The sequence below is a fragment of the Microbacterium profundi genome, assembly GCF_000763375.1.
GTDB lineage: Bacteria > Actinomycetota > Actinomycetes > Actinomycetales > Microbacteriaceae > Microbacterium > Microbacterium profundi.
On record NZ_JPSY01000004.1, the window covers coordinates 95,119 to 118,730 of the forward strand.

Annotated in this window: 23 protein-coding genes; 13 read left to right on the top strand and 10 right to left on the bottom strand. The window is 67.6% G+C overall.

From position 1 onward, the window contains the following. The first annotated feature begins 5 nt into the window (after window positions 1–5). Together JF52_RS0115185 and JF52_RS0115190 are read left to right on the top strand one after the other, a co-directional pair. Window positions 6–1,205, top strand: coding sequence for a fumarylacetoacetate hydrolase family protein (locus tag JF52_RS0115185; RefSeq protein ID WP_033107449.1), 1,200 nt, complete (start codon window positions 6–8; stop codon window positions 1,203–1,205). After that, a complete protein-coding gene (locus tag JF52_RS0115190; RefSeq protein WP_033107450.1) occupies window positions 1,202–2,716 on the top strand; it encodes an aldehyde dehydrogenase (NADP(+)) in 1,515 nt (504 codons plus the stop codon). Before JF52_RS0115185 ends, JF52_RS0115190 begins: the two co-directional genes overlap by 4 nt. A 180-nt stretch (window positions 2,717–2,896) precedes the next feature. Here the strand turns inward: JF52_RS0115190 and JF52_RS0115195 are convergent, their stop codons facing one another. Together JF52_RS0115195 and JF52_RS0115200 are read right to left on the bottom strand one after the other, a co-directional pair. After that, on the bottom strand, window positions 2,897–5,512 hold the full coding sequence (locus JF52_RS0115195) for an excinuclease ABC subunit UvrA (RefSeq protein ID WP_160175076.1): 2,616 nt from the start codon (window positions 5,510–5,512) through the stop codon (window positions 2,897–2,899). A 42-nt stretch (window positions 5,513–5,554) separates the two neighbouring features. Beyond that, window positions 5,555–6,313: a Pr6Pr family membrane protein gene (locus JF52_RS0115200; protein ID WP_052167103.1), complete on the bottom strand. Its 759-nt coding sequence runs from the start codon at window positions 6,311–6,313 to the stop codon at window positions 5,555–5,557. Between the two features lie 354 nt (window positions 6,314–6,667). Here JF52_RS0115200 and JF52_RS17535 point away from each other — a divergent pair, with 354 nt between their 5' ends. Beyond that, window positions 6,668–6,805 carry a hypothetical protein gene (locus tag JF52_RS17535; RefSeq protein WP_160175077.1) on the top strand — a complete coding sequence of 46 codons (138 nt, stop codon included), beginning with the start codon at window positions 6,668–6,670 and terminating at the stop codon, window positions 6,803–6,805. A gap of 363 nt (window positions 6,806–7,168) precedes the next feature. Here the strand turns inward: JF52_RS17535 and JF52_RS0115205 are convergent, their stop codons facing one another. Further along, window positions 7,169–8,110, bottom strand: coding sequence for a LysR family transcriptional regulator (locus JF52_RS0115205; protein ID WP_033107452.1), 942 nt, complete (start codon window positions 8,108–8,110; stop codon window positions 7,169–7,171). Window positions 8,111–8,235: 125 nt separating this feature from the next. On the opposite strand from JF52_RS0115205, the gene JF52_RS0115210 reads away from it, so the two are divergent. The 3 genes from JF52_RS0115210 (at window position 8,236) to JF52_RS0115225 (ending at window position 11,013) form a co-directional block, all read left to right on the top strand. Continuing rightward, a complete protein-coding gene (locus tag JF52_RS0115210) occupies window positions 8,236–9,228 on the top strand; it encodes a DUF1852 domain-containing protein (RefSeq protein WP_033107453.1) in 993 nt (330 codons plus the stop codon). Window positions 9,229–9,248: 20 nt separating this feature from the next. Next, window positions 9,249–10,283 (top strand): methionine synthase, encoded by a 1,035-nt coding sequence (locus JF52_RS0115215; RefSeq protein ID WP_033107600.1) that lies wholly within the window; start codon window positions 9,249–9,251, stop codon window positions 10,281–10,283. Window positions 10,284–10,644: 361 nt separating this feature from the next. Then, a complete protein-coding gene (locus JF52_RS0115225; protein WP_033107454.1) occupies window positions 10,645–11,013 on the top strand; it encodes a hypothetical protein in 369 nt (122 codons plus the stop codon). A gap of 101 nt (window positions 11,014–11,114) precedes the next feature. Here the strand turns inward: JF52_RS0115225 and JF52_RS0115230 are convergent, their stop codons facing one another. Beyond that, the gene (locus JF52_RS0115230; protein WP_052167104.1) at window positions 11,115–11,777 is read right to left on the bottom strand and encodes a hypothetical protein; all 663 of its coding nucleotides are present in this window, start codon (window positions 11,775–11,777) and stop codon (window positions 11,115–11,117) included. Between the two features lie 171 nt (window positions 11,778–11,948). Between JF52_RS0115230 and JF52_RS0115235 the strand changes: the two genes are divergently transcribed. Next, entirely contained in the window at window positions 11,949–12,629 is a 681-nt protein-coding gene (locus JF52_RS0115235; protein ID WP_052167105.1) for a histidine phosphatase family protein, read from the top strand. Between the two features lie 48 nt (window positions 12,630–12,677). Continuing rightward, a complete protein-coding gene (locus JF52_RS0115240) occupies window positions 12,678–13,550 on the top strand; it encodes a Rieske 2Fe-2S domain-containing protein (protein ID WP_200881040.1) in 873 nt (290 codons plus the stop codon). A 4-nt stretch (window positions 13,551–13,554) separates the two neighbouring features. On the opposite strand, the gene JF52_RS0115245 is transcribed toward JF52_RS0115240, so the two are convergent. From JF52_RS0115245 to JF52_RS17955, 3 genes are all read right to left on the bottom strand, one after another. Continuing rightward, window positions 13,555–14,253 carry an NADPH-dependent F420 reductase gene (locus tag JF52_RS0115245; RefSeq protein WP_234001524.1) on the bottom strand — a complete coding sequence of 233 codons (699 nt, stop codon included), beginning with the start codon at window positions 14,251–14,253 and terminating at the stop codon, window positions 13,555–13,557. 77 nt (window positions 14,254–14,330) lie between these two features. Further along, the gene (locus JF52_RS0115250) at window positions 14,331–14,975 is read right to left on the bottom strand and encodes a DedA family protein (protein WP_033107455.1); all 645 of its coding nucleotides are present in this window, start codon (window positions 14,973–14,975) and stop codon (window positions 14,331–14,333) included. Between the two features lie 196 nt (window positions 14,976–15,171). After that, window positions 15,172–15,531 carry a hypothetical protein gene (locus tag JF52_RS17955; RefSeq protein WP_052167106.1) on the bottom strand — a complete coding sequence of 120 codons (360 nt, stop codon included), beginning with the start codon at window positions 15,529–15,531 and terminating at the stop codon, window positions 15,172–15,174. On the opposite strand from JF52_RS17955, the gene JF52_RS0115260 reads away from it, so the two are divergent. Then, entirely contained in the window at window positions 15,530–15,910 is a 381-nt protein-coding gene (locus tag JF52_RS0115260) for a hypothetical protein (RefSeq protein ID WP_033107456.1), read from the top strand. The two genes, JF52_RS17955 and JF52_RS0115260, sit on opposite strands and share 2 nt — an antisense overlap. 16 nt (window positions 15,911–15,926) lie before the next feature. On the opposite strand, the gene JF52_RS0115265 is transcribed toward JF52_RS0115260, so the two are convergent. From JF52_RS0115265 to JF52_RS0115275, 3 genes are read right to left on the bottom strand one after another with little or no spacing between them, the layout of a single operon-like run. Further along, entirely contained in the window at window positions 15,927–19,415 is a 3,489-nt protein-coding gene (locus JF52_RS0115265) for an error-prone DNA polymerase (protein WP_033107457.1), read from the bottom strand. Next, on the bottom strand, window positions 19,415–20,968 hold the full coding sequence (locus tag JF52_RS0115270) for a DNA polymerase Y family protein (RefSeq protein WP_033107458.1): 1,554 nt from the start codon (window positions 20,966–20,968) through the stop codon (window positions 19,415–19,417). Before JF52_RS0115270 ends, JF52_RS0115265 begins: the two co-directional genes overlap by 1 nt. Beyond that, window positions 20,965–21,747 (bottom strand): hypothetical protein, encoded by a 783-nt coding sequence (locus JF52_RS0115275; RefSeq protein ID WP_152594921.1) that lies wholly within the window; start codon window positions 21,745–21,747, stop codon window positions 20,965–20,967. Before JF52_RS0115275 ends, JF52_RS0115270 begins: the two co-directional genes overlap by 4 nt. A gap of 93 nt (window positions 21,748–21,840) precedes the next feature. Here JF52_RS0115275 and JF52_RS0115280 point away from each other — a divergent pair, with 93 nt between their 5' ends. The 4 genes from JF52_RS0115280 (at window position 21,841) to JF52_RS0115295 (ending at window position 23,587) form a co-directional block, all read left to right on the top strand. Continuing rightward, window positions 21,841–22,131: a DUF1905 domain-containing protein gene (locus JF52_RS0115280; protein WP_033107459.1), complete on the top strand. Its 291-nt coding sequence runs from the start codon at window positions 21,841–21,843 to the stop codon at window positions 22,129–22,131. A gap of 78 nt (window positions 22,132–22,209) precedes the next feature. After that, a complete protein-coding gene (locus JF52_RS0115285; protein ID WP_033107460.1) occupies window positions 22,210–22,692 on the top strand; it encodes a prepilin peptidase in 483 nt (160 codons plus the stop codon). 54 nt (window positions 22,693–22,746) lie between these two features. Next, complete coding sequence (locus JF52_RS0115290; RefSeq protein ID WP_033107606.1) at window positions 22,747–22,965, top strand: hypothetical protein; 219 nt, start codon at window positions 22,747–22,749, stop codon at window positions 22,963–22,965. 4 nt (window positions 22,966–22,969) lie between these two features. Further along, window positions 22,970–23,587: a CYTH domain-containing protein gene (locus JF52_RS0115295; RefSeq protein ID WP_033107461.1), complete on the top strand. Its 618-nt coding sequence runs from the start codon at window positions 22,970–22,972 to the stop codon at window positions 23,585–23,587. Window positions 23,588–23,612: the final 25 nt, after the last annotated feature.

A 23,612-nucleotide genomic window follows, 5' to 3' on the forward strand; every position in this document is an offset into this window, starting at 1 on the left:
GAGAAATGATGACATCCGAGTCGTACGGCGCTGCCCGCGACATCCTTCCCGACGATGCCGACCGCGCGCTGTTGGTCGGCCGCGTGTGGCTGCCCGAAGCGAACGGTCCCGCCGTCGTGGCACTGCGCGAGGGCGAGCTGATCGACCTCAGCCGCACGTTCCCGACCATGCGGGAGCTGACGGAGCACCCCGTCCCGGCCGAGGTCGTGCGGATCGCCGATGGTGCATCGATCGGCTCGCTGGAGAGCGTATGGGCGAACACCTTGCCCGATTCTCGAGACGAGACGAAGCCGTGGCTGCTGTCGCCGATCGACCTACAGGTCGTCAAGGCGTCGGGCGTCACCTTCCCCGTGTCGATGCTCGAGCGCGTCATCGAGGAACGAGCCCGCGGCGACGCGGACTCGGCCCGCAGTATCCGCGAGACGATCGTCGGCGCGCTCGGGGGCGACATCCGCGATCTCGTGCCAGGATCGCCGGCTGCGATGAAGCTCAAGGCCGTGCTCATCGAGGAAGGCCTGTGGAGCCAGTACCTGGAGGTCGGCATCGGGCCGGACGCCGAGATCTTCACCAAGGCGGCCGTACTGTCGTCGGTCGGCGCCGGATCCGACGTCGGCGTGCTCGCCGAGTCGGAGTGGAACAATCCCGAGCCCGAGATCGTCTTGGTGGTGTCGTCGGCCGGTGAGATCGTGGGAGCGACGCTCGGCAACGACGTCAACCTGCGCGACATCGAGGGGCGCTCGGCGCTTCTCCTCGGCCGTGCGAAAGACAACAACGCCTCGGCATCCGCCGGCCCTTTCATCCGTCTCTTCGACGAGAGCTACTGCCTCGACGACGTGCGTGACGAGACCGTCGAACTTCAGGTGACCGGTACCGACGGCTTCCGGATGACCGGCCGCTCGCACATGACGCAGATCAGCCGCGACCCCGCCGATCTCGTGCGGCAGGCGTCCGGTGCGCACCACGCCTATCCGGACGGATTCGTGCTGTACCTCGGCACGATGTTCGCGCCCACCGACGACCGCGGCGAGGAGGGACGCGGATTCACCCATCATGAGGATGACATCGTGCGCATCGCCTCTCCTCGTCTCGGTGCCCTCGTCAACCGAGTGCGTCACTGCGAGAAGCTCCCCCCGTGGAGCTTCGGCATCGGCGCTCTCATCCGCAACCTGGCCGACCGCGGCCTGCTCGGAAGGAGTAACGCATGACCACCTTGTTCAGCACTGATCCCCGTACCGGCACAGAGAGTGCCACTGCGATCCAGGCGACCGAGGATGCCGAAGTCGCTGCGATCACCGAGCGCGCTCAGCAGGCGTTCTCGGAGCTGCGCGTCCGTCCGCGGGCCTGGCGCGCCGGCCTGCTGCGCGCGATCGCCGACAGACTGGACGTCGACCGCACCGAACTCGTCGCGGCAGCGGTTGCCGAGACAGGGCTCGCTGAGGCGCGTCTGAACGGAGAGCTCAGTCGCAGTGTCTTCCAGTTCCGTCTCTTCGCAGACGCCGTCGAGGACGGCGGCTTTCTCGAGGCCATCATCGACCACGCCGGCGACACCCCGCTCGGCGCCGGCCCCGACGTGCGCCGCATGCTCGTTCCCATCGGCCCGGTCGCCGTGTTCGGCGCGAGCAACTTCCCCTTCGCCTTCTCGGTGCTCGGCGGTGACACCGCCTCCGCGCTCGCGGCCGGCAACCCGGTCGTCGTGAAGGCGCACGGCTCTCACCTGCTCACTTCCCAGCGCTCGTACGAGTCGCTGGTGAAGGCTGCCACCGACTACGGCGCACCGGCGGGCACGTTCGGCATCGTCTACGGTCAGCAGCCGGGCTCGGTGCTCGTCGCCGACCCGCGCATCGCCGCCGTCGGCTTCACCGGGTCGCTGCACACCGGTCAGATCCTGCAGCGCATCATCGACGGTCGCGACACGCCGATCCCCTTCTATGGTGAACTGTCGAGCGTGAACCCGCTCGTCGTCACCCCGGAAGCCGCGGTGGCGCGGACCGCGCAGATCGCCGAGGGGCTGTTCGGGTCGGTCACCAGCTCCGCCGGTCAGCTCTGCACCAAGCCCGGCGTCGCATTCGTACCCAAGGGGGACGCCGGCGATGCGCTTGTCGCAGACATCGTCAGCCGCGCGCAGGATGCCGCGCCGCAGACGATGTTGAACTCCCGCATCCATTCGGCTTTCGACGAGATCCGCTCTCGGCTGATCGCCGAGGGTGGCGCCCGCAGTCTGGTCGACCCGGCGCCGGGGGAGCAGGGGTACTCGCTGACTCCCGCCGTGCTCGAGATCGACGCCACCGATGTCACGGCTGAGGTGACCGAGGAGGCCTTCGGGCCGCTCGTCGTGGTAGTGCGCTACAGCGACGTCGCCGAGATCGCGCGCGCGCTCGACGCCGTCCCCGATTCGCTGACGGCGACCATCCACAGCGAACCAGGAGAGACCGAGGTGCGCGCCGAGGTCACCGACGTGGTCAGCGGCCGCGTCGGGCGCATCGTCTACAACGGTTACCCGACAGGCGTGCGGGTCTCCTGGGCGATGCATCACGGTGGCCCGTGGCCGGCGACGAACACGCTGCACACCTCGGTGGGTGTGACCGCGATCCGACGCTTCCTGCGTCCGCTCGCCTGGCAGGATGCCCCGGCCGAGGTGTTGCCGGAAGAATTGCGCGACGGCCCCGTCGATGTTCCGCGCCGCGTCGACGGCGTGCTGGAACTCGCCTCCCGCTGACGGGCGCTGACGTGTCAGCCCGAGCGAAAGGGCTGTGGCAGGACTGATCGTGGAGACGGTCGAGAACGAGAAGGGCACCGGCTTCCCGCCGGTGTCCTTCTCGTCTTCTGCGGTATGGGTCGGGGGGACGGTCCGACCGGTGCTCGCTTGGCGTGGGCGGGCAGAGTCACCCGGGTCGGGTCAACGGCTGAGGCGCTCCGCGAGATACGGGGCCGTACGGCTCGCTGGGTCTTTCGCCACGGCATCCGGTGTTCCCGTCGCGACGATGCGCCCGCCCGCATCCCCGCCCGATGGCCCGAGGTCGATGACCCAGTCCGCGGCGGCGACGACATCCATGTCGTGCTCGACCACCACGACCGTGTCTCCAGAGTCGACCAGCGCGTGCAGCTGCGCGAGCAGCCGCCGCACATCGGCGGGATGCAGACCCGTCGTCGGCTCATCGAGCAGGTAGAGGGTGTGGCCGCGGCGCACGCGCTGCAGCTCGGTCGCCAGCTTGATGCGTTGTGCCTCGCCGCCCGACAGCTCGGTCGCGGGCTGACCGAGTCGCAGGTAGCCGAGCCCGACGTCGAGGAGGGCCTGCAGGCTGCGCGCAGCCGGCAGCACCGGCGCGAGGAAGTCGGATGCCTGCTCGACCGTCAGTGCCAGCACGTCGGCGATCGTCTTGCCCTTGTAGGTGACCTCGAGAGTCTCGGCGTTGTACCGGGCGCCGTGACAGGTCGGGCAGCGCCCATAGCTGCCGGGCAGGAAGAGGAGCTCCACCGACACGAACCCCTCGCCGAGGCAGGTCTCGCAGCGCCCACCGGCGACGTTGAACGAGAAGCGTCCTGCGGTGTACCCGCGCTCCCGAGCGAGGTCGGTCTTGGCGAAGGTCGTCCGGACCGCATCGAACAGGCCTGTGTACGTCGCCAGGTTCGACCGAGGGGTGCGTCCGATCGGCTTCTGATCCACGCGCACGAGCCGGTCGATGTGCTCGAGCCCCGTGGCACGGCGCACCGTCAGTGTGTCGGCGCGCGCATCCGGGACCGTCGCTTCGGTGAGCCCCGCGTCATCGCCTGCGGGGTCGGTGGTCGTCGCGTCATCGTCCGGATCATCGATACCGTCGCCCTGGCCGGAGCGCAGATGCTCACGAACGACATCACGCAGCACGCGGCTCACGAGCGTCGACTTTCCCGACCCTGAGACGCCGGTGACCGCGACGAAGGTTCCGAGCGGAATGGCCGCGTCGACGCCGGCGAGGTTGTGCAGCGTGATGCCCTCCACGGTGAGCCAGTTCGCGGGCTCGCGCACGTCGCGACGATCTGCCGCCGTGGTGTCCTGATTGGGGAAGAGGAACGGCCGCGTGACGGATGCCTCGACCGCTCCGAGTCCGTCGACCGCTCCGCTGTAGAGCACGTCACCGCCGCCCTCGCCCGCTCCGGGGCCGACGTCGACGATCCAGTCGGCGCGGCGGACCACATCCATGTTGTGCTCGACCACGAAGACGGAGTTGCCCGAGCGCTTGAGCTGCTCCAAGACGTCGAGCAACGGCTCCGCATCGGCGGGATGCAGTGCGGCCGACGGCTCGTCGAGCACGTAGATGACGCCGAAGAGCCCCGACCGCAGCTGGGTGGCGAGCCGCAGCCGCTGCATCTCGCCGGGGGAGAGCGTGGTCGTCACCCGTCCGAGCCCGAGGTACCCGAGGCCGAGATCGGTGAGCACGGTGATGCGCTCCAGGAGATCGGTCGTGATTGCGACGGCGACATCTGTGCGCTCGCCGGAGAGCGTGGTCGGCAGCGCGTGCTCAGGGTCCGTGAGCTGCGTGGTCGGGCGCAGCACGTCGGCGAGCTCGGTCAGCGGGAGGGCGTTGAGCTCGGCGATCGTGCGCCCGGCGAACGTGACGGCCAGTGCTTCGCGGCGAAGACCCGTGCCGTGGCAGAGCGGGCACGGTCCGGACCGCACGAACTGCAGCACCTTCGTGCGCATCATCTGGCTCTTCGAGTCGGCCAGCGTGTGGAAGACGTACTTCTTCGCGCTCCAGAACATGCCGTTGTAGGGCTTCGCCACGCGGTCGCGCTGCGGGGTGATCTGCACGATCGGCTGCTCGTCGGTGAAGAGCAGCCAGTCGCGGTCGGCCTGATCGAGGTCGCGCCATGGTCGATCGACGTCGTACCCGAGCGCGATGGTGATGTCTCGCAGGTTCTTCGCCTGCCACGCACCCGGCCAGGCGGCGATGGCACCATCGCGAATGCTCAGCGAGGGATCGGGCACCAGCGAGTCCTCGCTGACGGTGTGCGAGACGCCGATGCCATGGCACTCGGGACAGGCGCCCGCTGCGGTGTTCGGCGAGAACGCGTCAGAATCGAGGCGCGTCGTGAACCCTTCGGGGAAGGTGCCGGCGCGGGAGAACAGCATCCGAAGCGAGTTCGACAGCGTGGTGACGGTGCCGACGCTCGATCGCGAGCTGGGGGCGCCGCGGCGCTGCTGCAGCGCGACGGCCGGCGGCAGGCCCGAGATCGACTCGACGTGCGGATCATGTCCCTGCTGGATGAGGCGCCGTGCATACGGGGCGACGGACTCCAGGTAGCGGCGCTGGGCCTCGGTGAAGATGGTGCCGAACGCCAGGGAGGACTTGCCCGATCCGGAGACGCCGGTGAACGCGACGATCCTGTCGCGCGGCACATCGACGTCGACGTTCCTGAGGTTGTTCTCGTTGGCACCGCGAACGCGGACGAACGCATCGGTCGGGTCGTTCGGGGTTTCGGGCACCGGTCGAGTGTATCCGTGGGGCCCTGGGGGCGAGGTGAGGGGGCGGTGCATGCGTCAGGTGTCAGCCAGATGCAGGAGGATTCGCCCCTGGCCTCAGAGAGCGATGTGACGACCGGCAGCGCCGAGCATCCGGTCGATGGCGACGAAGAGGAAGCCGACGGCGACGAGCGTGGCAGACAGGGCGACGATCCACAGGGCGACGCCGCCCAGACCCAGCTTCTCGGTGTTCATGAACGGGTATGGATAGGTCTGTCCGGGCGTGAACTCTCCGCCCAGCGCACCGTAGATGAAGCCGAACACCAGGTAGGCGTAGGGGATCAGTGTCCAGCGCAGAGGATCGATCCAGCGGAACGTGCCCTTCGGGACGAAGAGCAGCCAGTCGCCGATCACCAGGCACGGCGTGATGATGTGGATGAGATTGTCGGTGAGGGAGAAGATGTCGGCGTCGCCCTGCTGGAACCGAGTCGGCACCAGCACGATCAGATAGATGAGCATGGTCACGGAGATCGCCATCATCACCGCCCCGCTTCCTCTCGCGCTCGGAGTCGAGGTACCGGAGGTGCCAAGTCGACGCAGATCCCGCGCGGTGCGGATGATCAGCAGCAGCATCCACCCGAGGCAGAGGAGGTTGCTGATCATCGTGTAGAACAGCAGGGTCGACCAGTCCGGGGCCCCGGACAACACCCCGGAGTTGCGGACGACCCCCGCCAGGATGAGCGCGAACGCGATGATCCGGTAGACCAGCGCCAGGGGCCGGGCGTTCTCTGCCGCGTGCGCGAGCAGGGGCTGACGCCGCTGCGCGACCGCGGGGTCAGCGGGAGTCGCGAGGGAAGAGGAGGGGCCGTACGGCATTGGTCGAGCGTACAAGCGGGCCCGACGACAGCCGCGGGGCTTGACTACGGGAACACCCGTCGCAGGAGTGCCACGTCGTCTTCGCTCAGGTTGTACATGCCGACCGTGACCAGGTCGACGCAAAAGCGCTCGGATCGCGAAGATGCTGTTCTGGGATGGCTGTGTTGAAGATCCCACCCTGCCCACGTCGCTCACGAGCGCCGCCGCGATAGTAATATTCGGTGGGGACGGGCACCTGATCGACCTCAGGCGTCCGCGGATCCGCGGTGAGTCTGGTGCGACGGCATCCGTCAAGGCCCTCGCTCGAGGTGTTGACGTGCGCGTACGGTCGTCGGATTCGACGAAGGAGAAATCATGAGTGATCCGAAGGATCCGCAGAAGCAGACTGACGACACTGCCGCCCAGGCCGGGTCGGAATCACCCGAAGAGGGCGCCGAAGCCGAAGAGGTCGCGGAGGATGCCATCGTCTACGGTGACCACCTCGACGCCTGAGGGCGTGGCCTGAGGCGTCGCCCGAGGTCATAGCTTGAAGTCAGCGCTGCGTTCCATCTGCAGGAGAAGTTGGCAGTTGCAGGAGGATTCGGCCTAGGGTGCTCCGCGCGTCGTGGCGTCAGTCCTGTTCCTCTCTTGGTCACTAGAAGTGGTCCAAGCAAACAAGCCCGGGGAATGAACGAAGGGCTCATCAACAACACCAGCAGCCCGTTCGGCAATCTCAGCGCATGGGCCGAGGTCTGTGAGAAGATTCCGGGGTTTTCTCTGTGCCCGGAATCGCCAAGGCCTCAAGCTGTGCACGACCTAGGTGCGCATTCAACCGATCGACTGATGCTCGCGTATCGGACCGACCGGAGGACAGAGTCAGCCGAGCAAGGCCACCCCGAACCCCGAGACGACAGTCCGCAGCTCGGCGAGAAAGCGCTGCGCCTGCTCGGTGAGGGGGATCGCCGAGTGACCGATCCAGCCGATCTCGATTCGCTCGTCGACATCGAGCGGGATGGCGACGATCTCAGGGTCGAGGTCGTCGCTGATGATGCCTGTCGAGATGGTGTACCCGTCGAGACCGATCATGAGGTTGAAGATGGTCGCACGGTCGGAGACTCGGATCTCCTGCGGGCTAGAGAGGGTGGAGAGGATCTCCTCGGCGAAGTAGAACGAGTTGTTCGCGCCCTGGTCGAACGTGAGCCGCGGCACATCGGCGAGGTCGGCGAGGGTGACGCGATCACGAGAGGCGAGCGGGTTCTTGCGGGAGATGAAGATGTGCGGCTCGGCGACGAAGAGCGGATGGAAAGCGAGCCCCGAGTCCCGCAGCAGCTTGTCGATGACGTTGCGGTTGAAGTCGTTCCGGTAGAGGATTCCCAGCTCGCTGCGGAGGGTGCGGACGTCTTCGATGATGTCCCACGTGCGCGTCTCCCGCAGTGAGAACTCGTACTCGGCCGCTGAGGTCGCCTTCACCATCCGTACCAGCGCGTCGACGGCGAACGAGTAGTGCTGCGTCGACACCCCGAGCAGGCGCCGTGACGGAGGGCGCCCGAGGTATCGCTGTTCGAGGAGCGCCACCTGCTCGACGACCTGCCTGGCGTACCCCAGGAACTCCGCACCGTCGGTGGTGAGCGTCACGCCCCGGGCGGAGCGGAGGAGCAGGACGCGCCCCACTCTGCTCTCCAGATCCTTCATCGCCGCCGACATCGTGGGCTGGGCGACGTAGAGCAGGTCGGCGGCGGCGCTGATCGAGCCCTCCGCGGCGACCTCGATGTAGTAGGTGAGTTGCTGCAGAGTGATACCGCTCGAGCGCTTAGCCATAGCCTCAGACTATGTCATGGCATAGTCGCAGCACATTTCTCGATGGGACGCGCAGCCGCCACCATTGAGAGACCCTTTTTTTGCGAGGCCGAGCCCGGCCGATCAGCCCACCGATTGGCACCTCCATGGCGCACGAATTCACGTTCCGCATCACGAAGACCCGCTTCGACGAGGACTACTCTCCGTCGGACGATTCCCGGATCACCACGAACTTCGCCAACCTGGCGCGGGGCGAGCACCGTCAGCAGAATCTCCGCAACGCGTTGACGATGATCGACCGCCGATTCAACGACCTGACTGACTGGGACAACCCGAACGGGGATCGCTACACCCTCGATCTCGAGATCGTCTCCGTCGCGGTGCAGTTCGCCGCGGAGGGTGCGGACCAGGAGTTCCCGCTGCTCGAGGTTCTGGACATCAGCATCCTCGACCGGCTCACCGGAAAGCGCAGCCGGGGGATCGTGGGCAACAACTTCTCGTCGTACGTCCGCGACTTCGACTTCAGCGTGCGGCTGCCGGCGGCCAGCGAAGCGGCAGGCGGGTTCGCCGTTCCATCCGACTTCGGAGATCTGCACGGCAAGCTCTTCCAGCACTTCCTCGACTCGGAGGCCTACCGCGAGCGCTTCACGGTGTCGCCGGTGATCTGCATCAGCGTCTCGACGAGCAAGACGTACCGCCGCACCGAGAATCACCACCCGATCCTCGGCGTCGAGTACGAGCAGAAGGATCCCTCGCTGACCGACGAGTACTTCGGCAAGATGGGGCTCTCCGTCCGGTACTTCATGCCGCGCGGCAGCGTCGCACCGCTCGCGTTCTACTTCCGCGGTGATCTGCTCGGCGACTACACGAACCTCCAGCTCATCGGCACCATCAGCACGATGGAGACGTTCCAGAAGATCTACCGACCGGAGATCTACAACGCGAACTCGGCTGCAGCGAAGGTCTATCAGCCGAGCCTCGAGCAGCAGGATTACTCGGTGACGAAGATCGCCTACGATCGCGACGAGCGCAGCCGGCTCGCGACTGAGCAGGGGAAGTATGCGCACGAACACCTCATGAAGCCACACGGCGACCTTCTCGAGCAGTGGGCCGCCAACTCCCTCGTTCCTGTCGGATGACCACCGGAGAATCACCGACCATGAACACGCTTCTTCCTGCATCCATCGTCGGCAGCCTGCCGAAGCCTTCCTGGCTCGCCCAGCCCGAGACCCTCTGGTCTCCCTGGAAGCTGGAGGGTGATGCGCTGGTCGAGGGCACGCAGGATGCGCTGCGCATCGCCGTCCAGGAGCAGCGGCACGCGGGCATCGACATCATCAGCGACGGGGAGCAGACGCGCCAGCACTTCGTCACGACGTTCATCGAGCATCTTTCCGGCGTCGATTTCGACCAGCGCGAGACGGTCCGGATCCGCGACCGGTACGACGCGAGCGTGCCGACGGTCGTCGGCGCAGTGAGCCGTGAGACGCCCGTGTTCGTCGAAGACGCGAAGTTCCTTCGTCAGCAGACCGATCAGCCGATCAAATGGGCGCTGCCCGGGCCGATGACGATGATCGACACGCTCTACGATCGCCACTACAAGAGCCGCGAGAAGCTGGCCTGGGAGTTCGCGACGATCCTCAATCAGGAGGCGAAGGAGCTCGAGGCGGCCGGAGTCGACATCATCCAGTTCGATGAGCCGTCTTTCAACGTCTTCTTCGATGACGTGCAGGACTGGGGGGTGGCAGCGCTGGAGAGGGCGGCTGAAGGGCTGCGCGCGGAGACCGTGGTGCACATCTGCTACGGGTACGGGATCAAGGCGAACACTGACTGGAAGGCGACTCTCGGGGCGGAGTGGCGCCAGTACGAGAAGTCGTTCCCGCTTCTGCAGCGATCGAGCATCGACACCATTTCCCTGGAGAGCCACCACTCTCACGTCCCGCTGGACCTCATCGAGCTCATCCGGGGCAAGAAGATCATGCTCGGAGCCATCGACGTGGCGAGCCACACGATCGAAACCCCGCAGGAAGTGGCGGACACACTCCGCAACGCGCTCCGGTTCGTCGACGCCGACAAGCTCATCCCGAGCACGAACTGCGGCCTGGCGCCGCTGCCTCGTGACGTCGCGCGGGCGAAGTTGCGTGCGCTCAGCGCTGGTGCCGACATCCTTCGCGAAGAGCTCACGACCGAGAAGTAGCATCCGCGGGTCGCAGGGGCACCAGTACCCACTCCAACGACCGCCGGCGCGCTCAACGCTCAACCGACTGAGTAAGGTCTTCACCACGGCGGTGATCGAGGACGTCTTGGTGCTCGGTGGCGATCCGCGCAAGTTCCAGATGCCATCGGAGTCGGAGATGCGCTTCAACTGGGTTCACGGCGATCATGCAGCGCTGGAGCCGAGCCAGGCACGCGAGTTCGTCGTCGACGCGTGGCGCATGGTCGTCGCTCAGAGGATCTCCGCGCGTGCCTCCTCGCCAATCCGAATGGCCCGGGCTGAGGAACGCGCTGGTGACACGACGCTCAGCTCTTCCCACAGGACGGGTCGTTACCCTCGGACCATGCGCCGCATCGTCATCGTTCCTCTGCTGCTCGCCGCCGGTCTCCTCGCAGGATGCTCCCAAGTGGCGCAGGTCGCGGGTGACGCGATGGGCGTCGACGTCGAGGCCGCATGCACGACGATCGACGATGCCTACGCGCAGTATCAGACTCTGCTCGATCAGGGTGGGGCCTCGGCGGAGCAGATCGACGCAGCCCGTGACGAACTCGTGACGACGCTGGACACACTGGCGACGGATGTCGACGGACAGCTCGGAGATCTCATCAGCTCGGGTGCACAGCAGATCGGCGGGATGACCGACCTGCAGGCGCCGGAGACCATCGAAGCGATCGATCAGCTCAAGGCCTCGGCCTCGGCCTTCTGCGGCTGACCTCGCAGCGGCGCCTGAGAAGTCAGGCGGTGCAGGCGTGGCCATGGTGCTGACGAGCGAGGCCCGGGCCCCGAAGCAGCCGGTCCGCGAGATGGTCCCGGTCACAGGACCAGTTGACTCAGAGGGTGTACGAAGTACCGCAGCGAGTACGCCTCCCAGACGGCCCCGATGATGAGCAGTGCCAGTGCCGGAAGTGCGAGCAGCCCGATCCGCTGCAGGCCGCGGAAGTAACCCTGACGATGGTTCTTCGCGCCGATGGTGCGCGGGAGCAGCCAGGACCTGCCCAGCAGATACGCGCCCAGAAGGAGCAGGATGTAGGCCTGGAGCTCGATGACGAAGGTCAGCGAGTGGGGGATGAGCGCCACCCAGCCCTCGGGGGAGGCGGGGACGAGCGTGATGCCCGTCTCGACCGCCCAGTATCCGAAGAACGCGAGGCCTGCGAACGGCACGATGAGCGACGGCAGCCCGATGGTCAGCAGACTGAGTCGGAAGACGTTGACTCCCAGGATCGTGAGCGCGAACAGCGGCGGGATGTTCACCAGCCAGCGCACCAGCTCACCGGTGCCGTCCTCTTCCAGTCCCGCGGCTTGTGCGGCGTTGAGGTTGGGAAAGACGAGTCCGATCATGAATCCGACGAGGGCAAGGCCGTATGCGGCCACGTTGATGATGAGGTAGGCGCGCCTGTTCTCGCGGACGATCCGGAAGGGCCGTCGCCAGAACGGTGCAGGGGCGGTGCGCGCGATAGGCGCGGATTCGGTTGTCATACTCCTATCGCACTCGGTCGGCCGCCTCTCCAGAAGTGTCGAGGTGTCACCGGAAGGCGTGACACACGTCACCGTCGCCTGGGCGAACGACACGTCCCACTCCCTGCTGCTCAGACGGTCCCGCAGGTCGGGGTCTTGCACCTACGATCAGAGAAACCGATCGGAGCGCACATGACGACGCTGTACTTCGCCCGACATGGCGAGACCGAGTGGCATGCAGAGCATCGCTACGCCGGTTCGTCCGATGTGGCCCTCGTGCCCGACGCCATCGCGCAGGCAGCCGGTCTCGCGACGTGGGCGAGCACTACCGGGCTGAGCGCGATCATCGCCTCGCCCCTGAGCCGGGCGCGCCTGACGGCGGAACCCGCCGCAGAAGCCTCAGGACTCCCGCTGCGCATCGACCCGCGTCTGGTGGAGATCGACTTCGGACGCGGCGAGGGCATGTCGCCGGCAGAGCTCGAGGCGGCGTTCCCCGAGGACTGGGCAGGGTTCGAGCGGCAGCCGGCGCAGCATCCGTTACCCGGTGGAGAATCCGGACGTGCCGGCATCGCACGCGCCATGCCGGTGCTCGATGAACTCGCCGCGGAGTTTCCCGATGGCCGGGTGCTCGTGGTCGGGCATGCGACGCTGATGCGCCTCTTGCTCTGCGAGCTGGTCGGACTCGACCCCGACTGGTATCGCGACATCTTTCCCGCGCTCGACAACTCGGCGCTGCTCGAGCTCGACTTCCCGTACGAGGGAGAGTCGGATTGGCCGGGACGCGCGCGCATCCTCGGAATCAACGTGCCGCCCATATCCCACGTACCCAGGGCGCAACTCCAGGCCGTTGACCCGGAGGCATCGCGGGAGTAGACAGAAACGACCGGCAAGGCGCCGTCATGATCGTGAGGAGTGGCACCGATGAGCGATTCGACAAGCATGACGAGTTCGATCATCCGCAGTCTCGGTCGGGCGAAGGGTCTGGACACCGCTGCGAAGACGGTCAGCGGCTGGGTGGATGCCGTGACGCATCCCACGTGGATAAAGAACGCGCTGTCGGGCTCGTGGCTCGGACATCAACTTCACCCCGTCCTCACCGACCTGCCGATCGGTGCGTGGGGAGCCGCCGTCGCTCTGGACCTCACCGGTGGAGAGCAGAGCGCCGATGCCGCACGTCGCCTCGTCGGACTCGGCCTCATCGCCTCCGCCCCGGCAGCGTTGTCGGGCGCATCGGACTGGTCGAGTACCAGGGGCGCCGACAAGCGGATCGGGTTCGTGCATGCGCTCATGAACGCGTCCGCATCGACGCTGCAGGCCGGATCGTGGCTGGCACGGCGCAGCGGCCATCGCCGTGCGGGAATCGCCCTCAGCGCCCTTGGCCTCGGACTCACACTGTCATCGGCGTATCTCGGAGGGCACCTGTCGTTCGTACGCGGCATCGGCGTCAATCGGACGGCGTTCCAGAGGCAGACTTCGTCGTGGACGGACGTCGCCGCCGACAGCGAGATCCTCGACGGCACGCTCACCAGGGTCGTCGTCGACGGCGTACCGGTCCTGCTCACGCGGCAGGCGGGCCGGCTGCACGCGATCTCGGCGGTGTGCACCCACGCGGGCGGTCCACTGGATGAAGGAACACTGGATGCCGACGGCTGCGTCACGTGCCCCTGGCACGGCAGCCGATTCCGCCTCGAGGACGGCGGCATCGAACGAGGTCCAGCGAGCGTGTCCGAGCCGATCTGGGCAGTCAGCGTGGATGACGGGCGCATCCTGGTGCGCTCACCTGAGGCCGCCTGACGGATCAGAGCGGCAGCTCGCCACGCGCCCGCGCAACGATGATGCCCCGTTGTGAGGTCGGGAAGCGTTCGAGCATCTCCCGCAACTGAGCTTCGTCGACATCGGCTCCGAACGCTTCGGCCCCTGGCTCCAGCATGATGCCGGCCGAAAGCGGCCCGGCCATCACGGGATCGAAGCCGAGATCGTTCACGAGAGCCGCGACGAGGGCGACGTCAACCGGGTCATCGCCGGCGATCGCGATCGCTTTGCGGCCGGCACTCCCGACGGGGCGCGCTTCATCTTCGAGGTCCTGATAGCCCATGTGGCTCAGTGCCTTGATGACGCGCGCTCCCACGAGATGTGCCTGCACGAGCTCGCTCGTCGAAGTGCGCGGATCACTCAGATCGTCGCGGATGCCGTCGGAGCCCCACCAGTAGTTCATGGCATCGATCACCACAGCGCCGTGCAACTGCTCCGCCGGGAGCATCCGATACCTGCCGAGCGGCAGAGCCAGGATCACAGCATCCGCCTCGGCGGCGATCATCGAGATCGTCCCCGCGGACGCGCCGATCGCTCTCATCGCCGGGGCGATGAGAGCGGGAGCGCCGGAGCCTGCGACGATGACCTGATAGCCGGCGGATGCCGCGAGCCGGGCGAGCACCGTGCCGAGGCGACCGGCGCCGATGATGCCGAGGGTCTGGATCGTGCGCTCTTCGCTCCCCACGTTGTCATCGTACGGCGTTCGACGCGAGGCGCTCGGCGCGAGGCGTCTCATGCTGGAAGCTGAGCCGCGTCAACGCATCAGTCGACAGAAAGTCTGTTGCGACGCACCTGACGGATCCGCACCGTGATCCAGACTGCAACAGCCACCACGACGACGGCGATGACGACCTTCTGGAACACGCCAGCGTAGTCCTCGACGACGTGCCAGTTCGCGCCGAGGAAGTACCCTGCGAGCACGAAGATGGTGTTCCAGATCGCGCTGCCGGCTGTCGTGAGGAGCGTGAACCGCAGCAACGGCATCCGTTCGATGCCCGCGGGTATCGAGATCAGACTGCGGAAGATCGGGATCATACGGCCGAAGAAGACCGCCTTCGATCCGTGGCGGCCGAACCATGCCTCCGTGCGTTCCACGTCTGCGACCTTGATCAGCGGCATCCGCTCGGCGATCGCGTACATGCGTCGTCGGCCGAGCCACGCGCCGATGCCGTACAGGGCGAGTGCCCCGACGACCGAACCCGCAGTCGTCCAGATCAGCACCTCGACGAGTCCGAGCGTGCCCTGCGCTGCGGCAAAGCCCGCGAGCGGCAGGATGACCTCGCTCGGCAGAGGAGGGAACAGATTCTCGAGGGCGATGGCGAGCCCGGCGCCGAAACCGCCGAGGGCCTCCATGAGGGCGACCGCCCATGCGGCGATCGTGTTCAGATTCTCGGCTCCGGCATCCATGCTCACCAGATTAGGAGACGGCGCCTGAGGATCTCCGCTGAGTCACGGGATGTTCACGTGCTGGCACGAAGGGCGTGGTCCGCGGCACCCAGCATCGTACGGCGTCGGCATACTCGGCGTACGCAGCGCCGAACCGCTCAGTGAGTGATGCCGGCCACCGCCATCGGATTGCGCACGAACCGATACGGCCCGGCGATCACCAGCCGTCTCGCGGTCGCCGACGGCAGCGAGTGCCCTCTCCGCGTGTCGACATCGCCACCGCCGACCAGATCCCCAGCGCGCTCGCCGCGAGGAACAGCACCAGGCCCGCCCATCGCACGGCATCCGGAAACGGCACATGCAGATTCCAACGACGTTCGATGACGGCGATGATCACGGGGAAGACCGTGAGGAACAGCCCCCAGAACACGACCACCTGCCCCGTCGTGCGCGCCACATGCGTCGACGTGGACGCAGCCGGCGCCAGACGGATCGCGAACGGTCCGAACAGGATCCACTCCGTCGCTGCCCGATCCTGCTCTTGCCTGCGGGCCGTAAGTTCATAGGCTGGAGCCATGGACAGGACGATCACGATCGCGGTGCCGGCACCGATTCCCCACGGGCACCGCATCGAGGTGGTCGAGCGGATCGACGATGCGGGGTCGCGATCCGTCGTCGTGGTGACCGACCTGGAGACCCGCATCCACTATCGGCAGGAATCATCGCATGCTTCGGATGCCGTGACCTGGACGGGCCGCGTCATCGAATGCGTCATCGCCCCGACGAGAGGTGGGGTGAAGACCATGCTCGTGGTCGATCCGACCGGCCCCGGCTCGGCGGAGGCCGACGTCGCGCTGCGCGGGGCGGATGCCGCAGCCGATGCCGCCAGGATCGAGGCGCTGCGCTGGGGCGGAGGAGACACCGTCCCCGCGCCGGAGCCGCCGCGCTTCTGGTGAGTCCGCGCTTCTGCGCTCAGCGGAAGTCGCGGGACCGATGTTCGATGCCGGTGCGCAGATCCTGGAACCCGTCGGCCAGCACGTTGATGACGCCCTCGGGAGAGCGCTCCAGCATTCCTCGTATGATCAGCGCCGGTGAGTCTCGCGCGACCCGTCGATAGCGATTCCAGACCCCGGTGGAGCAGACCACGTTGACGAGACCGTGCTCGTCCTCGAGGTTGAGGAACGTGACACCGGCCGCCGTCGCCGGACGCTGTCGGTGGGTGACGAGACCGGCGACCTCGATGCGCCGGCCCACCTCATGCTCGCGCAGCTGTGCGGCGGTGAGCACGCCCCGCTCGATCAGCGCGGAGCGGAAATGCGCCATCGGATGGTCATCCGTGGAGACGCCGGTGGCGGAGAGATCGGCGGCGAGCTGCTCGTAGCTCGTCTGGTCGGTGAACAGCGGGGGCTGTACGGACACGGTCGTGCCTGGCAGGAAACGGGCACGATCTTCGGCGGCGGCGCCGGCGAGCCAGATCGCCTCCCGCCGCTTCAGTCCGAGGCATTCGAAGGCGCCCGCTGTGGCCAGGGCTTCCAATTGTACGGAAGTGGCATCCGTGCGCCGCACCAGATCGTGCAGGTCGCGATAGGGGCCGTTCGCCTCGCGTTCGCCGGCGATCCGCTCGGCCATCGGCTTGCCGATCCCGCGCACCTCGCTGAGCCCCAGACGCACGGCGAACGCGCCGTCGCGACGGTGCGCTGCCGACTCATCCGGCGCATCCCGGTCGAAACGGGGTGCCGCCGGCTGCTCGTACGTGCGGCAGGAGTCTCGGCCTGTCGCCGCGGGGGAATCCGTCAGGAGCTCCAGAGAATCGGTCGCCGCCGAAGCGTGCAGGTCGGGTCGACGCACCTCCACGCCGTGCCGCCTGGCATCGGCGGTGAGCGTCGACGCCGAATAGAAGCCCATCGGCTGAGAGCGCAGGAGCCCGGCGAGGAACGCGGCGGGGTAGTGCAGCTTCAGCCAGGAGCTGGCGTAGACGAGCAGCGCGAACGACAGCGAGTGCGACTCCGCGAAGCCGAAGTTCGAGAACGCCTGGATCTGCTCGTAGATGCGATCGGACTGTTCATCGGAAAGCCCGTGCCGCGCCATGCCGGCGTACAGCTTGTCGCGGATGCTGTCGATCCGCTCCAGACCGCGCTTGGACCCCATGGCGCGCCGGAGGGTGTCAGCCTCGTCGGCCGTGCAATCGCCGATCGTCGTGGCCATCTGGATGAGCTGCTCCTGGAAGATGGGGATGCCCAGGGTGCGCTCCAGCGCTGACTTGAGAACCGGGTGCGGGTAGGGAATGTCCATCGGCGGCATCGGAGCCTCGCCGCGGGCTGCCCGTCGGCGATTCTCCTCATCGATGCGGTCCTTCTCCATCTTTCGCCGCACGAACGGGTGCACGGCGCCGCCCTGGATGGGACCGGGACGGATGAGAGCGATCTGGATGGCGAGATCGTAGAAGCAGCGGGGCTGCAGCCGGGGGAGCAGACCGATCTGCGCGCGGGACTCCACCTGGAACACCCCGATCGAATCGGCACGGCAGAGCATGTCGTAGACCGCCGGCTCTTCCTTGGGGATGGTCTCCAGGGTCCAGCGCTCTCCGGTGGTGGCGGCGATGATCTCGAAGCAGTTCTGCAATGCGGCGAGCATCCCCAGCCCCAGCAGGTCGAACTTCACCAGCCCCATCCAGGCGGCGTCGTCCTTGTCCCACTGGATGACCGTGCGATTCTCCATCCGAGCATGCTCGACGGGCACGACCTCTCCGACCGGGCGTGCGGTGAGCACCATGCCGCCGGAGTGGATGCCGAGGTGCCGGGGTGCCTTCAGCACCTCACCGGCGTACTCCAGCACCGTCTCGGGGATGTCATGGCCGTCCACCGGCATGAGGTCGGCGCCCCAGCCGTCGACCTGACGAGACCAGGCATCCTGCTGGCCGGGGGAGTAGCCCAGCGCCCTCGCCATGTCGCGCACGGCGTTCTTCGGACGATACTGGATGACGTTGGCCACCTGGGCGGCGCACTCGCGGCCGTATTCGCCGTAGACCCACTGGATGATCTCCTCGCGCCGGCCGGAATCGAAGTCCACATCGATGTCGGGCTCTTCCGTGCGGGTGCTGGCGAGGAAACGCTCGAAAGGCAGTCCATAGAGGATCGGGTCGACGGCGGTGATGCCGAGCAGGTAGCAGACGGCGCTCGCCGCAGCAGAGCCTCGCCCCTGGCAGAGGATGCCGCGACGCTTCGCCTCGGTGACGATGCCGTGCACGATGAGGAAGTAGCCGGGGAAGTCCTTCTCCTCGATCACGTTCAGTTCGCGCTCGATCCTGGCCCGTCCGTCGTCATCGAGTCGTGGATACCTGGCGGGGACGGCATCCCACACCAACAGTCGCAGCCAGCTCATCGGCGTATGGCCTTCAGGAACCTTCTGCTTCGGCAGATCAGGGCGGGCGCGGCGCAGCGGGAAGGCGGACTCCTCGGCGATGAGGAGCCCGTGTGAGATCGCACCGGGGTAGCGCTGGAACTGTGCGGTCATCTCGGCGCCGCTGCGCAGATGCGCTGCGCCATGAGAGGGGAGCCAGCCGTCCAGGTCGTCCATGCTGCGCACCGCTCGTATCGCCGACATGGCTTCTGCGAGCCCGGCGCGCTGCGGAGTCGCGTAGTGCACGTTGTTCGTCGCCACCACGGGGAGCCGGTGGGAGCCGGCGAGCTCGGCGAGGGCGTCATTGCGGCGATTGTCCTGCGGATCGCCGTGGTCGAAGAGTTCGACGGCGATGCTGTCGCGGCCGAACAGATCGGCGAGGCGACGCAACGGCGTCGCGGCGTCGCCTGCCGCGAGCCCTCGGCGCACACCACCCTTGCGGCACCCGGTGAGGATCGTCCAGTTCCCGTCCGCGCTCGCCGCCAGATCATCGAGGTCGTAGACCGGGCGCCCCTTCTCTCCGCCGCGCAGCTGCGCCCTGGTGATCACTCCGGAGAGGCGGTGATAACCCTCGAGTCCGCGAGCCAGCACCAGAAGATGCTCGCCCGCGGGGTCGGGAACGCCGCCCTGCGGACCGGGGAGCCCGAGTGACAGCTCGGCGCCGAAGACGGTCTGCAGGCCGGTCTGCGCTCCGCGCTGCCCTTCGGCCTCAACCCTGGTCTTCATCAGGTCGGCGACCTCTGCGAACCTGGCGGCCCCGTAGAAGCCGTCGTGGTCGGTGATGGCGAGAGCCGTGAGCCCGAGCCGCGTGGCCTCGGCGAGCAGATCCTCGGCGGATGAGGCGCCGTCGAGGAATGAATACGACGTGTGGGCGTGCAGCTCGGCGTAGGGAACGGCGTCTTCGGGCGGCTCGACCGTCGGCGGAGGTGCAGTGACCCGGCGACGGCTGACCGGCCCAGGGTCGGGCCGTGGACGAGGCTCTGCCGGCTCGGAGGAGGGTGCTCGCCCGCTGAGCGTCTGCTCGAGCTCCTTCCACGTCCGTGGAGGATTGTGCCAGCCCATCAGCGATACCTCCCTTCGACCCACCAGGAGTCGTCCTCCCAGAGCACCAGCCAGGCGCGCTGCGACTCGTCGACGATCTGCAGGCGCTGGGCGAGGCGGGCCTGGTCCTTGTCCCAGGCGCGCTCGCGCAGCGGCCATGGGCCCGCCCAGCTCGAGACCGCTGTCTCTTCGATCCATGCGGGGGCGGAGGAGAGCGTGCCACGCTCGTCCACCCGCGGCGGCGTGCCGTCTGCCGCAGTCACCCGTGCCGGCAACGGCGGGCTGAACACCTCGGACGGATACGGCGGAGGCAGGCTTCCCGGCCACGGCAGCGCGGCATCGCGTTCCGGTGGCACCTTGTCTCCCCAGGGTTGAAGCAGCTGCCGGTCGGACAGCCGGCGTCCGCCGACGATCACGGGGGTGACGACGCCGAGATGACCCAGCATCGCCTGCACTCGGGAGACGGCATGGTGCAGCCGCTGCTGGGGACCCTGCCCGAAGAGTCCTGGCTGATGGTGGGCGCTGTCATCGACCCTGGTCGGCACGATCCGCACCTCGGCGATGCCGGCCGGCGCGCGATCAGATTGCGCAGGGTCGGATTGCGCAGATTCGGATTTCGCGGGGGTGGAGAGCGACTCCAGCTGCCAGCGCACCCGATCGACCAGATCGCTCGCCTCGAAGGAGGTGGGGTGCAGCCACACCCGCGACGAGATCGCCCCGTCGTCGTCGGTCAGATCGATCCGCACTTCGGTGCACACCTGCGAGAGCTCGGCGAGAGCCGCGGTCACGGCATCCGCTGTCTGGCGCACTGCGAACGCCACCTGATCTGCCTGCTCGAGGGGCGTCTCGAACACGATCTCGCGTGCGAGCTCGGGCTCGGGATGCTGCGGCACCAGTGGCCTGGAATCGGCACCGGATGCCAAGGCATGCAATCTCGCCCCTCGTTCACCCAGTCTGTCGCGGATGTCGGTCTCGGCGAGGGCGGCGAACTCCGCAAGGGTGCGGATGCCCAACCGTTCGAGCAGCGCGGTGACCTCCTCGTCTCCCAGCGCCTGCACGGGGAGAGGGGCGAGGAACTCCCGCGAGCCACCGGGGGCCACGACGAGGGCAGGCGCCGCGAGGCGGGCGGCCTGCTCTGCCGTGAAGAGCCCATCGGCGATGGCCGCGCGAGTGCCAGGGTGGTCGTGCTCGGCGAGGGCTTCAATGAGGCGCAGGGCCGCCTGCTCCTCTCCGCCGTAGTATCGGGCGGCTCCGCGGGCACGCAGCGCGGCAAGGCCAGGGCGCAGCGGCTGAACGCCGGGCACCAGCTCTTCCAGCAGCCGCAGCACCGGCAGGAAGGCCCGCTCATCACGGCGGGGGTCTGCGGGGATGAGTCGCAGCGCAGGGGAGCGGGTCTGCGCGAGTCGGCGGCGCTGGCCGCGCCGCACACCCTGCGCCCTGGCTGATGCCGAGCATGCGATCACGATGTTCGATTGCACGACGGCGACCGGCTCTTCTGCGGGTGGCGCTCCGAGCGCTGCGCGCACCGGCCAATCCGGCAGCCACAGCACGAGATGACGAGGAGGCATGCTCATCCGGCCACCGCCCACTGATCGGATTCGGCATCGACCGTCTGAGGGACGGGCGCGAGCAGCGGCGCCACCGGACGCAGCGGTGCCGGCGCGGCATCCACACGGCCGAGGGAAGTCGGCATCCGCACCCGCACCCGACTCGGAGCCTCATGCCGCCGCCCCGATGCGCGCAGGGTCACGGTGCGATCGGCGAGGAGCCCCCAGCCGGAGCCCAGGCCGTGCCACTCGGTCTCCTCCACGCGGATCGTCGCCTCGCTCTGCGGCCAGGGCGCCGTGACCAGCAGTGTGCAGCCGCGATCGCGCAGGCGCGCGTTCAGCCGGGCGATGTCTGCATCGGCGACCCTGCTGCGCGGATGCACCGCGATGAGAGGGATCACCTCGGAGAGTGCAGTGGCGACCGTGAGCCAGCGGGGGCCCGGATCGGGCACGAGGACGAGACGTTCCAGCTCGACGCCGAAGCCGGCCATCGCCTCGACCCCGATCGTGGGCATGCCGATGATCGCGCACCACGCCCCCTTCTGCGAAGGAGCGGCGAGCAGAGCACCCAGAAGACTCGGCGAAGGGGAGAGGGAGTAGGAGGAGCCGACCCGCAGCCCTGGATCGGGCAGGAGGCCCTCCAGCGCGGGATCGAGGGGAAGGAAGGGCACATCGCTTCGTCGCCGCTGCATGCGGGCGATCTCGCCGCGCAGGCGGTGCACCTCCTGCGCGCGGGAGGCTGTGCTCTCGCGAGAGCCATCGCCCTCGCGGGAGAAAGCGGAGGGGGCGAAGAGTGCTGTGCCCATGCATCCATCCTCGAACTTATATACGAATAAAGCAAGTGAGGCTCTCATGCTAGTTCGCACATCCGACACCGGGTTTCGCGCTACCTTTGACGCATGCAGATCGAGTTCGAGAGTCCGGTCACGCGCTGGGACAAGCGCGTGGAGTCGTGGTACTTCGCGACCCTGCCTGAAGAGCTCTCGCTGGAGCTCCGCGAACTGCCGGCGCCGAAGCGGGGCTTCGGCTCATTGCGCGTGCAGGCCAGGATCGGCGCGTCCATCTGGCGGACATCGATCTTCTTCAGCGACAACGCGTTCGTACTGCCGCTGAAGAAGGCGATCCGCGACGCGCAGGGCATCGAAGAGGGCGACATGCTCACGGTCGATCTCGACATCATCGATCTCTGAGACGCTGGAGTGCGCCGCTGGACGCAGGTTATCCACAGCCCCCACCCACGGCATCCGTCGTTCTCGTAACCTTCGGGCATGCCCTCAGCCGTGACGCCGTACGACGTGATCGTCGTGCTCGTGCACATCGCACTGATCGGTATCGGCATCTGGCTGCTCGTGATCGACGCGCGCACCCACCGGCTGCCGAACCGGATCGTGCTGCCGACGCTGGCGGCAGCGCTGGCGCTGGTGGGCATCGACGCACTCGTGACAGGGCAGAGCGGCCCGCTGATCGGCGGTGTGATCGGAATGCTGGTGCTCGGCGGCATCTACGCCGTGCTGCGCGCCACGAGCAGAGGCGGGATCGGCGGGGGCGACGTGAAGCTCGCGGCGGTGATCGGTCTGGTACTGGGCTGGCACGGCTGGCAGGCGCTCGCCGTCGGCGCGGCATCAGCCTTCGTGCTCGGGGCGCTCTACGCCCTCGTTCTCATGGCGCTGCGCCGGGCGGACCGCTCCACCCGCATCGCGTTCGGGCCCTGGATGATCATCGGCGCGGTCCTCGGCGTCGTCGCGGCTTGAGCACCACGCCGCGTGCTCAGGACTATGCCGCGCACTCAGGACTATGGTGAGCACATGGCAATCGCACGACTTCACGACGGCCCGCTCGACGGGCAGATCCTTCCGCTCGAAGACCTCGAGCAGGACAGACTGATCGCACCGTACGGCGCGACCCAGGTCATCTACCGGCGAGGCGCCGCCGAAGCATCAAACACCGGCGCGAGCGACGGACCCACAGAGGTGGGGTTCTGGTTCGTCGAATCCAGCGACGACATCTCGCCCAGCGACGATTAAGACAGTGACGACCGAGCCGTCGCGCACGGTCGAGGTCGAGCGCAAGTACGACGTCGACACCGCTACGCCCCTGCCGGTCTGGCAGGCTGCGCCGGGCGTTGATGCGGTGACATCCGGCGAGCATCGCGCGCTCGACGCCCGCTACTTCGACACGGCGGATGCTGCGCTGTCGCGCTCCGGCGTGGCACTGCGCCGCCGCACCGGAGGGCCGGACGAGGGCTGGCACATCAAAGGTCCGCGCGAGGGCGACGGACGGCTCGAGCTGGGGTGGCCGCTGGGCGAGTCGGAGGCCGTGCCGGATCTCGTCACCACCGCGATCTCGCGATGGACGACCGACCCGCTCACCCCGCTCGCGCGCATCCGCAACGATCGCACGGCCTATCTGCTCACCGGCCCTGGCGGCATCGTCGCCGAGTTCGTCGACGATCACGTGCGCGCCACGGACCTCCGCTCGGGGACCGAGCGCGAATGGCGCGAATGGGAGATGGAGCTCGGACCTGCCGCGCCTGCGGACGCCGCAGGACGTGAGGCGTTCTTCACAGCCGTCGAAACTGCGATCTTCGCCGCAGGCGGCAGGCACGCGGCATCCGGATCGAAGCTCGCTCGCGCACTCGGCTTCTGAGATCAAGCCCCTTCCCTGTGAAGGC

Excerpts from the sequence above, each read along its gene's own strand:
- JF52_RS0115200 (WP_052167103.1), bottom strand. The coding sequence starts at position 6,313 with ATGCCGTACGGCCCCTCCTCTTCCCTCGCGACTCCCGCTGACCCCGCG.
- JF52_RS0115260 (WP_033107456.1), top strand. The coding sequence starts at position 15,530 with ATGGACAGGACGATCACGATCGCGGTGCCGGCACCGATTCCCCACGGG.
- JF52_RS0115195 (WP_160175076.1), bottom strand. The coding sequence starts at position 5,512 with ATGCACCGCCCCCTCACCTCGCCCCCAGGGCCCCACGGATACACTCGA.
- JF52_RS0115270 (WP_033107458.1), bottom strand. The coding sequence starts at position 20,968 with ATGAGCATGCCTCCTCGTCATCTCGTGCTGTGGCTGCCGGATTGGCCG.
- JF52_RS0115240 (WP_200881040.1), top strand. The coding sequence starts at position 12,678 with ATGAGCGATTCGACAAGCATGACGAGTTCGATCATCCGCAGTCTCGGT.
- JF52_RS17955 (WP_052167106.1), bottom strand. The coding sequence starts at position 15,531 with ATGGCTCCAGCCTATGAACTTACGGCCCGCAGGCAAGAGCAGGATCGG.
- JF52_RS0115190 (WP_033107450.1), top strand. The coding sequence starts at position 1,202 with ATGACCACCTTGTTCAGCACTGATCCCCGTACCGGCACAGAGAGTGCC.
- JF52_RS0115235 (WP_052167105.1), top strand. The coding sequence starts at position 11,949 with ATGACGACGCTGTACTTCGCCCGACATGGCGAGACCGAGTGGCATGCA.
- JF52_RS0115230 (WP_052167104.1), bottom strand. The coding sequence starts at position 11,777 with ATGACAACCGAATCCGCGCCTATCGCGCGCACCGCCCCTGCACCGTTC.
- JF52_RS0115290 (WP_033107606.1), top strand. The coding sequence starts at position 22,747 with ATGGCAATCGCACGACTTCACGACGGCCCGCTCGACGGGCAGATCCTT.
- JF52_RS0115205 (WP_033107452.1), bottom strand. The coding sequence starts at position 8,110 with ATGGCTAAGCGCTCGAGCGGTATCACTCTGCAGCAACTCACCTACTAC.
- JF52_RS0115280 (WP_033107459.1), top strand. The coding sequence starts at position 21,841 with ATGCAGATCGAGTTCGAGAGTCCGGTCACGCGCTGGGACAAGCGCGTG.
- JF52_RS0115185 (WP_033107449.1), top strand. The coding sequence starts at position 6 with ATGATGACATCCGAGTCGTACGGCGCTGCCCGCGACATCCTTCCCGAC.
- JF52_RS0115285 (WP_033107460.1), top strand. The coding sequence starts at position 22,210 with ATGCCCTCAGCCGTGACGCCGTACGACGTGATCGTCGTGCTCGTGCAC.
- JF52_RS0115225 (WP_033107454.1), top strand. The coding sequence starts at position 10,645 with ATGCGCCGCATCGTCATCGTTCCTCTGCTGCTCGCCGCCGGTCTCCTC.
- JF52_RS17535 (WP_160175077.1), top strand. The coding sequence starts at position 6,668 with ATGAGTGATCCGAAGGATCCGCAGAAGCAGACTGACGACACTGCCGCC.
- JF52_RS0115275 (WP_152594921.1), bottom strand. The coding sequence starts at position 21,747 with ATGGGCACAGCACTCTTCGCCCCCTCCGCTTTCTCCCGCGAGGGCGAT.
- JF52_RS0115250 (WP_033107455.1), bottom strand. The coding sequence starts at position 14,975 with ATGGATGCCGGAGCCGAGAATCTGAACACGATCGCCGCATGGGCGGTC.
- JF52_RS0115215 (WP_033107600.1), top strand. The coding sequence starts at position 9,249 with ATGAACACGCTTCTTCCTGCATCCATCGTCGGCAGCCTGCCGAAGCCT.
- JF52_RS0115265 (WP_033107457.1), bottom strand. The coding sequence starts at position 19,415 with ATGGGCTGGCACAATCCTCCACGGACGTGGAAGGAGCTCGAGCAGACG.
- JF52_RS0115210 (WP_033107453.1), top strand. The coding sequence starts at position 8,236 with ATGGCGCACGAATTCACGTTCCGCATCACGAAGACCCGCTTCGACGAG.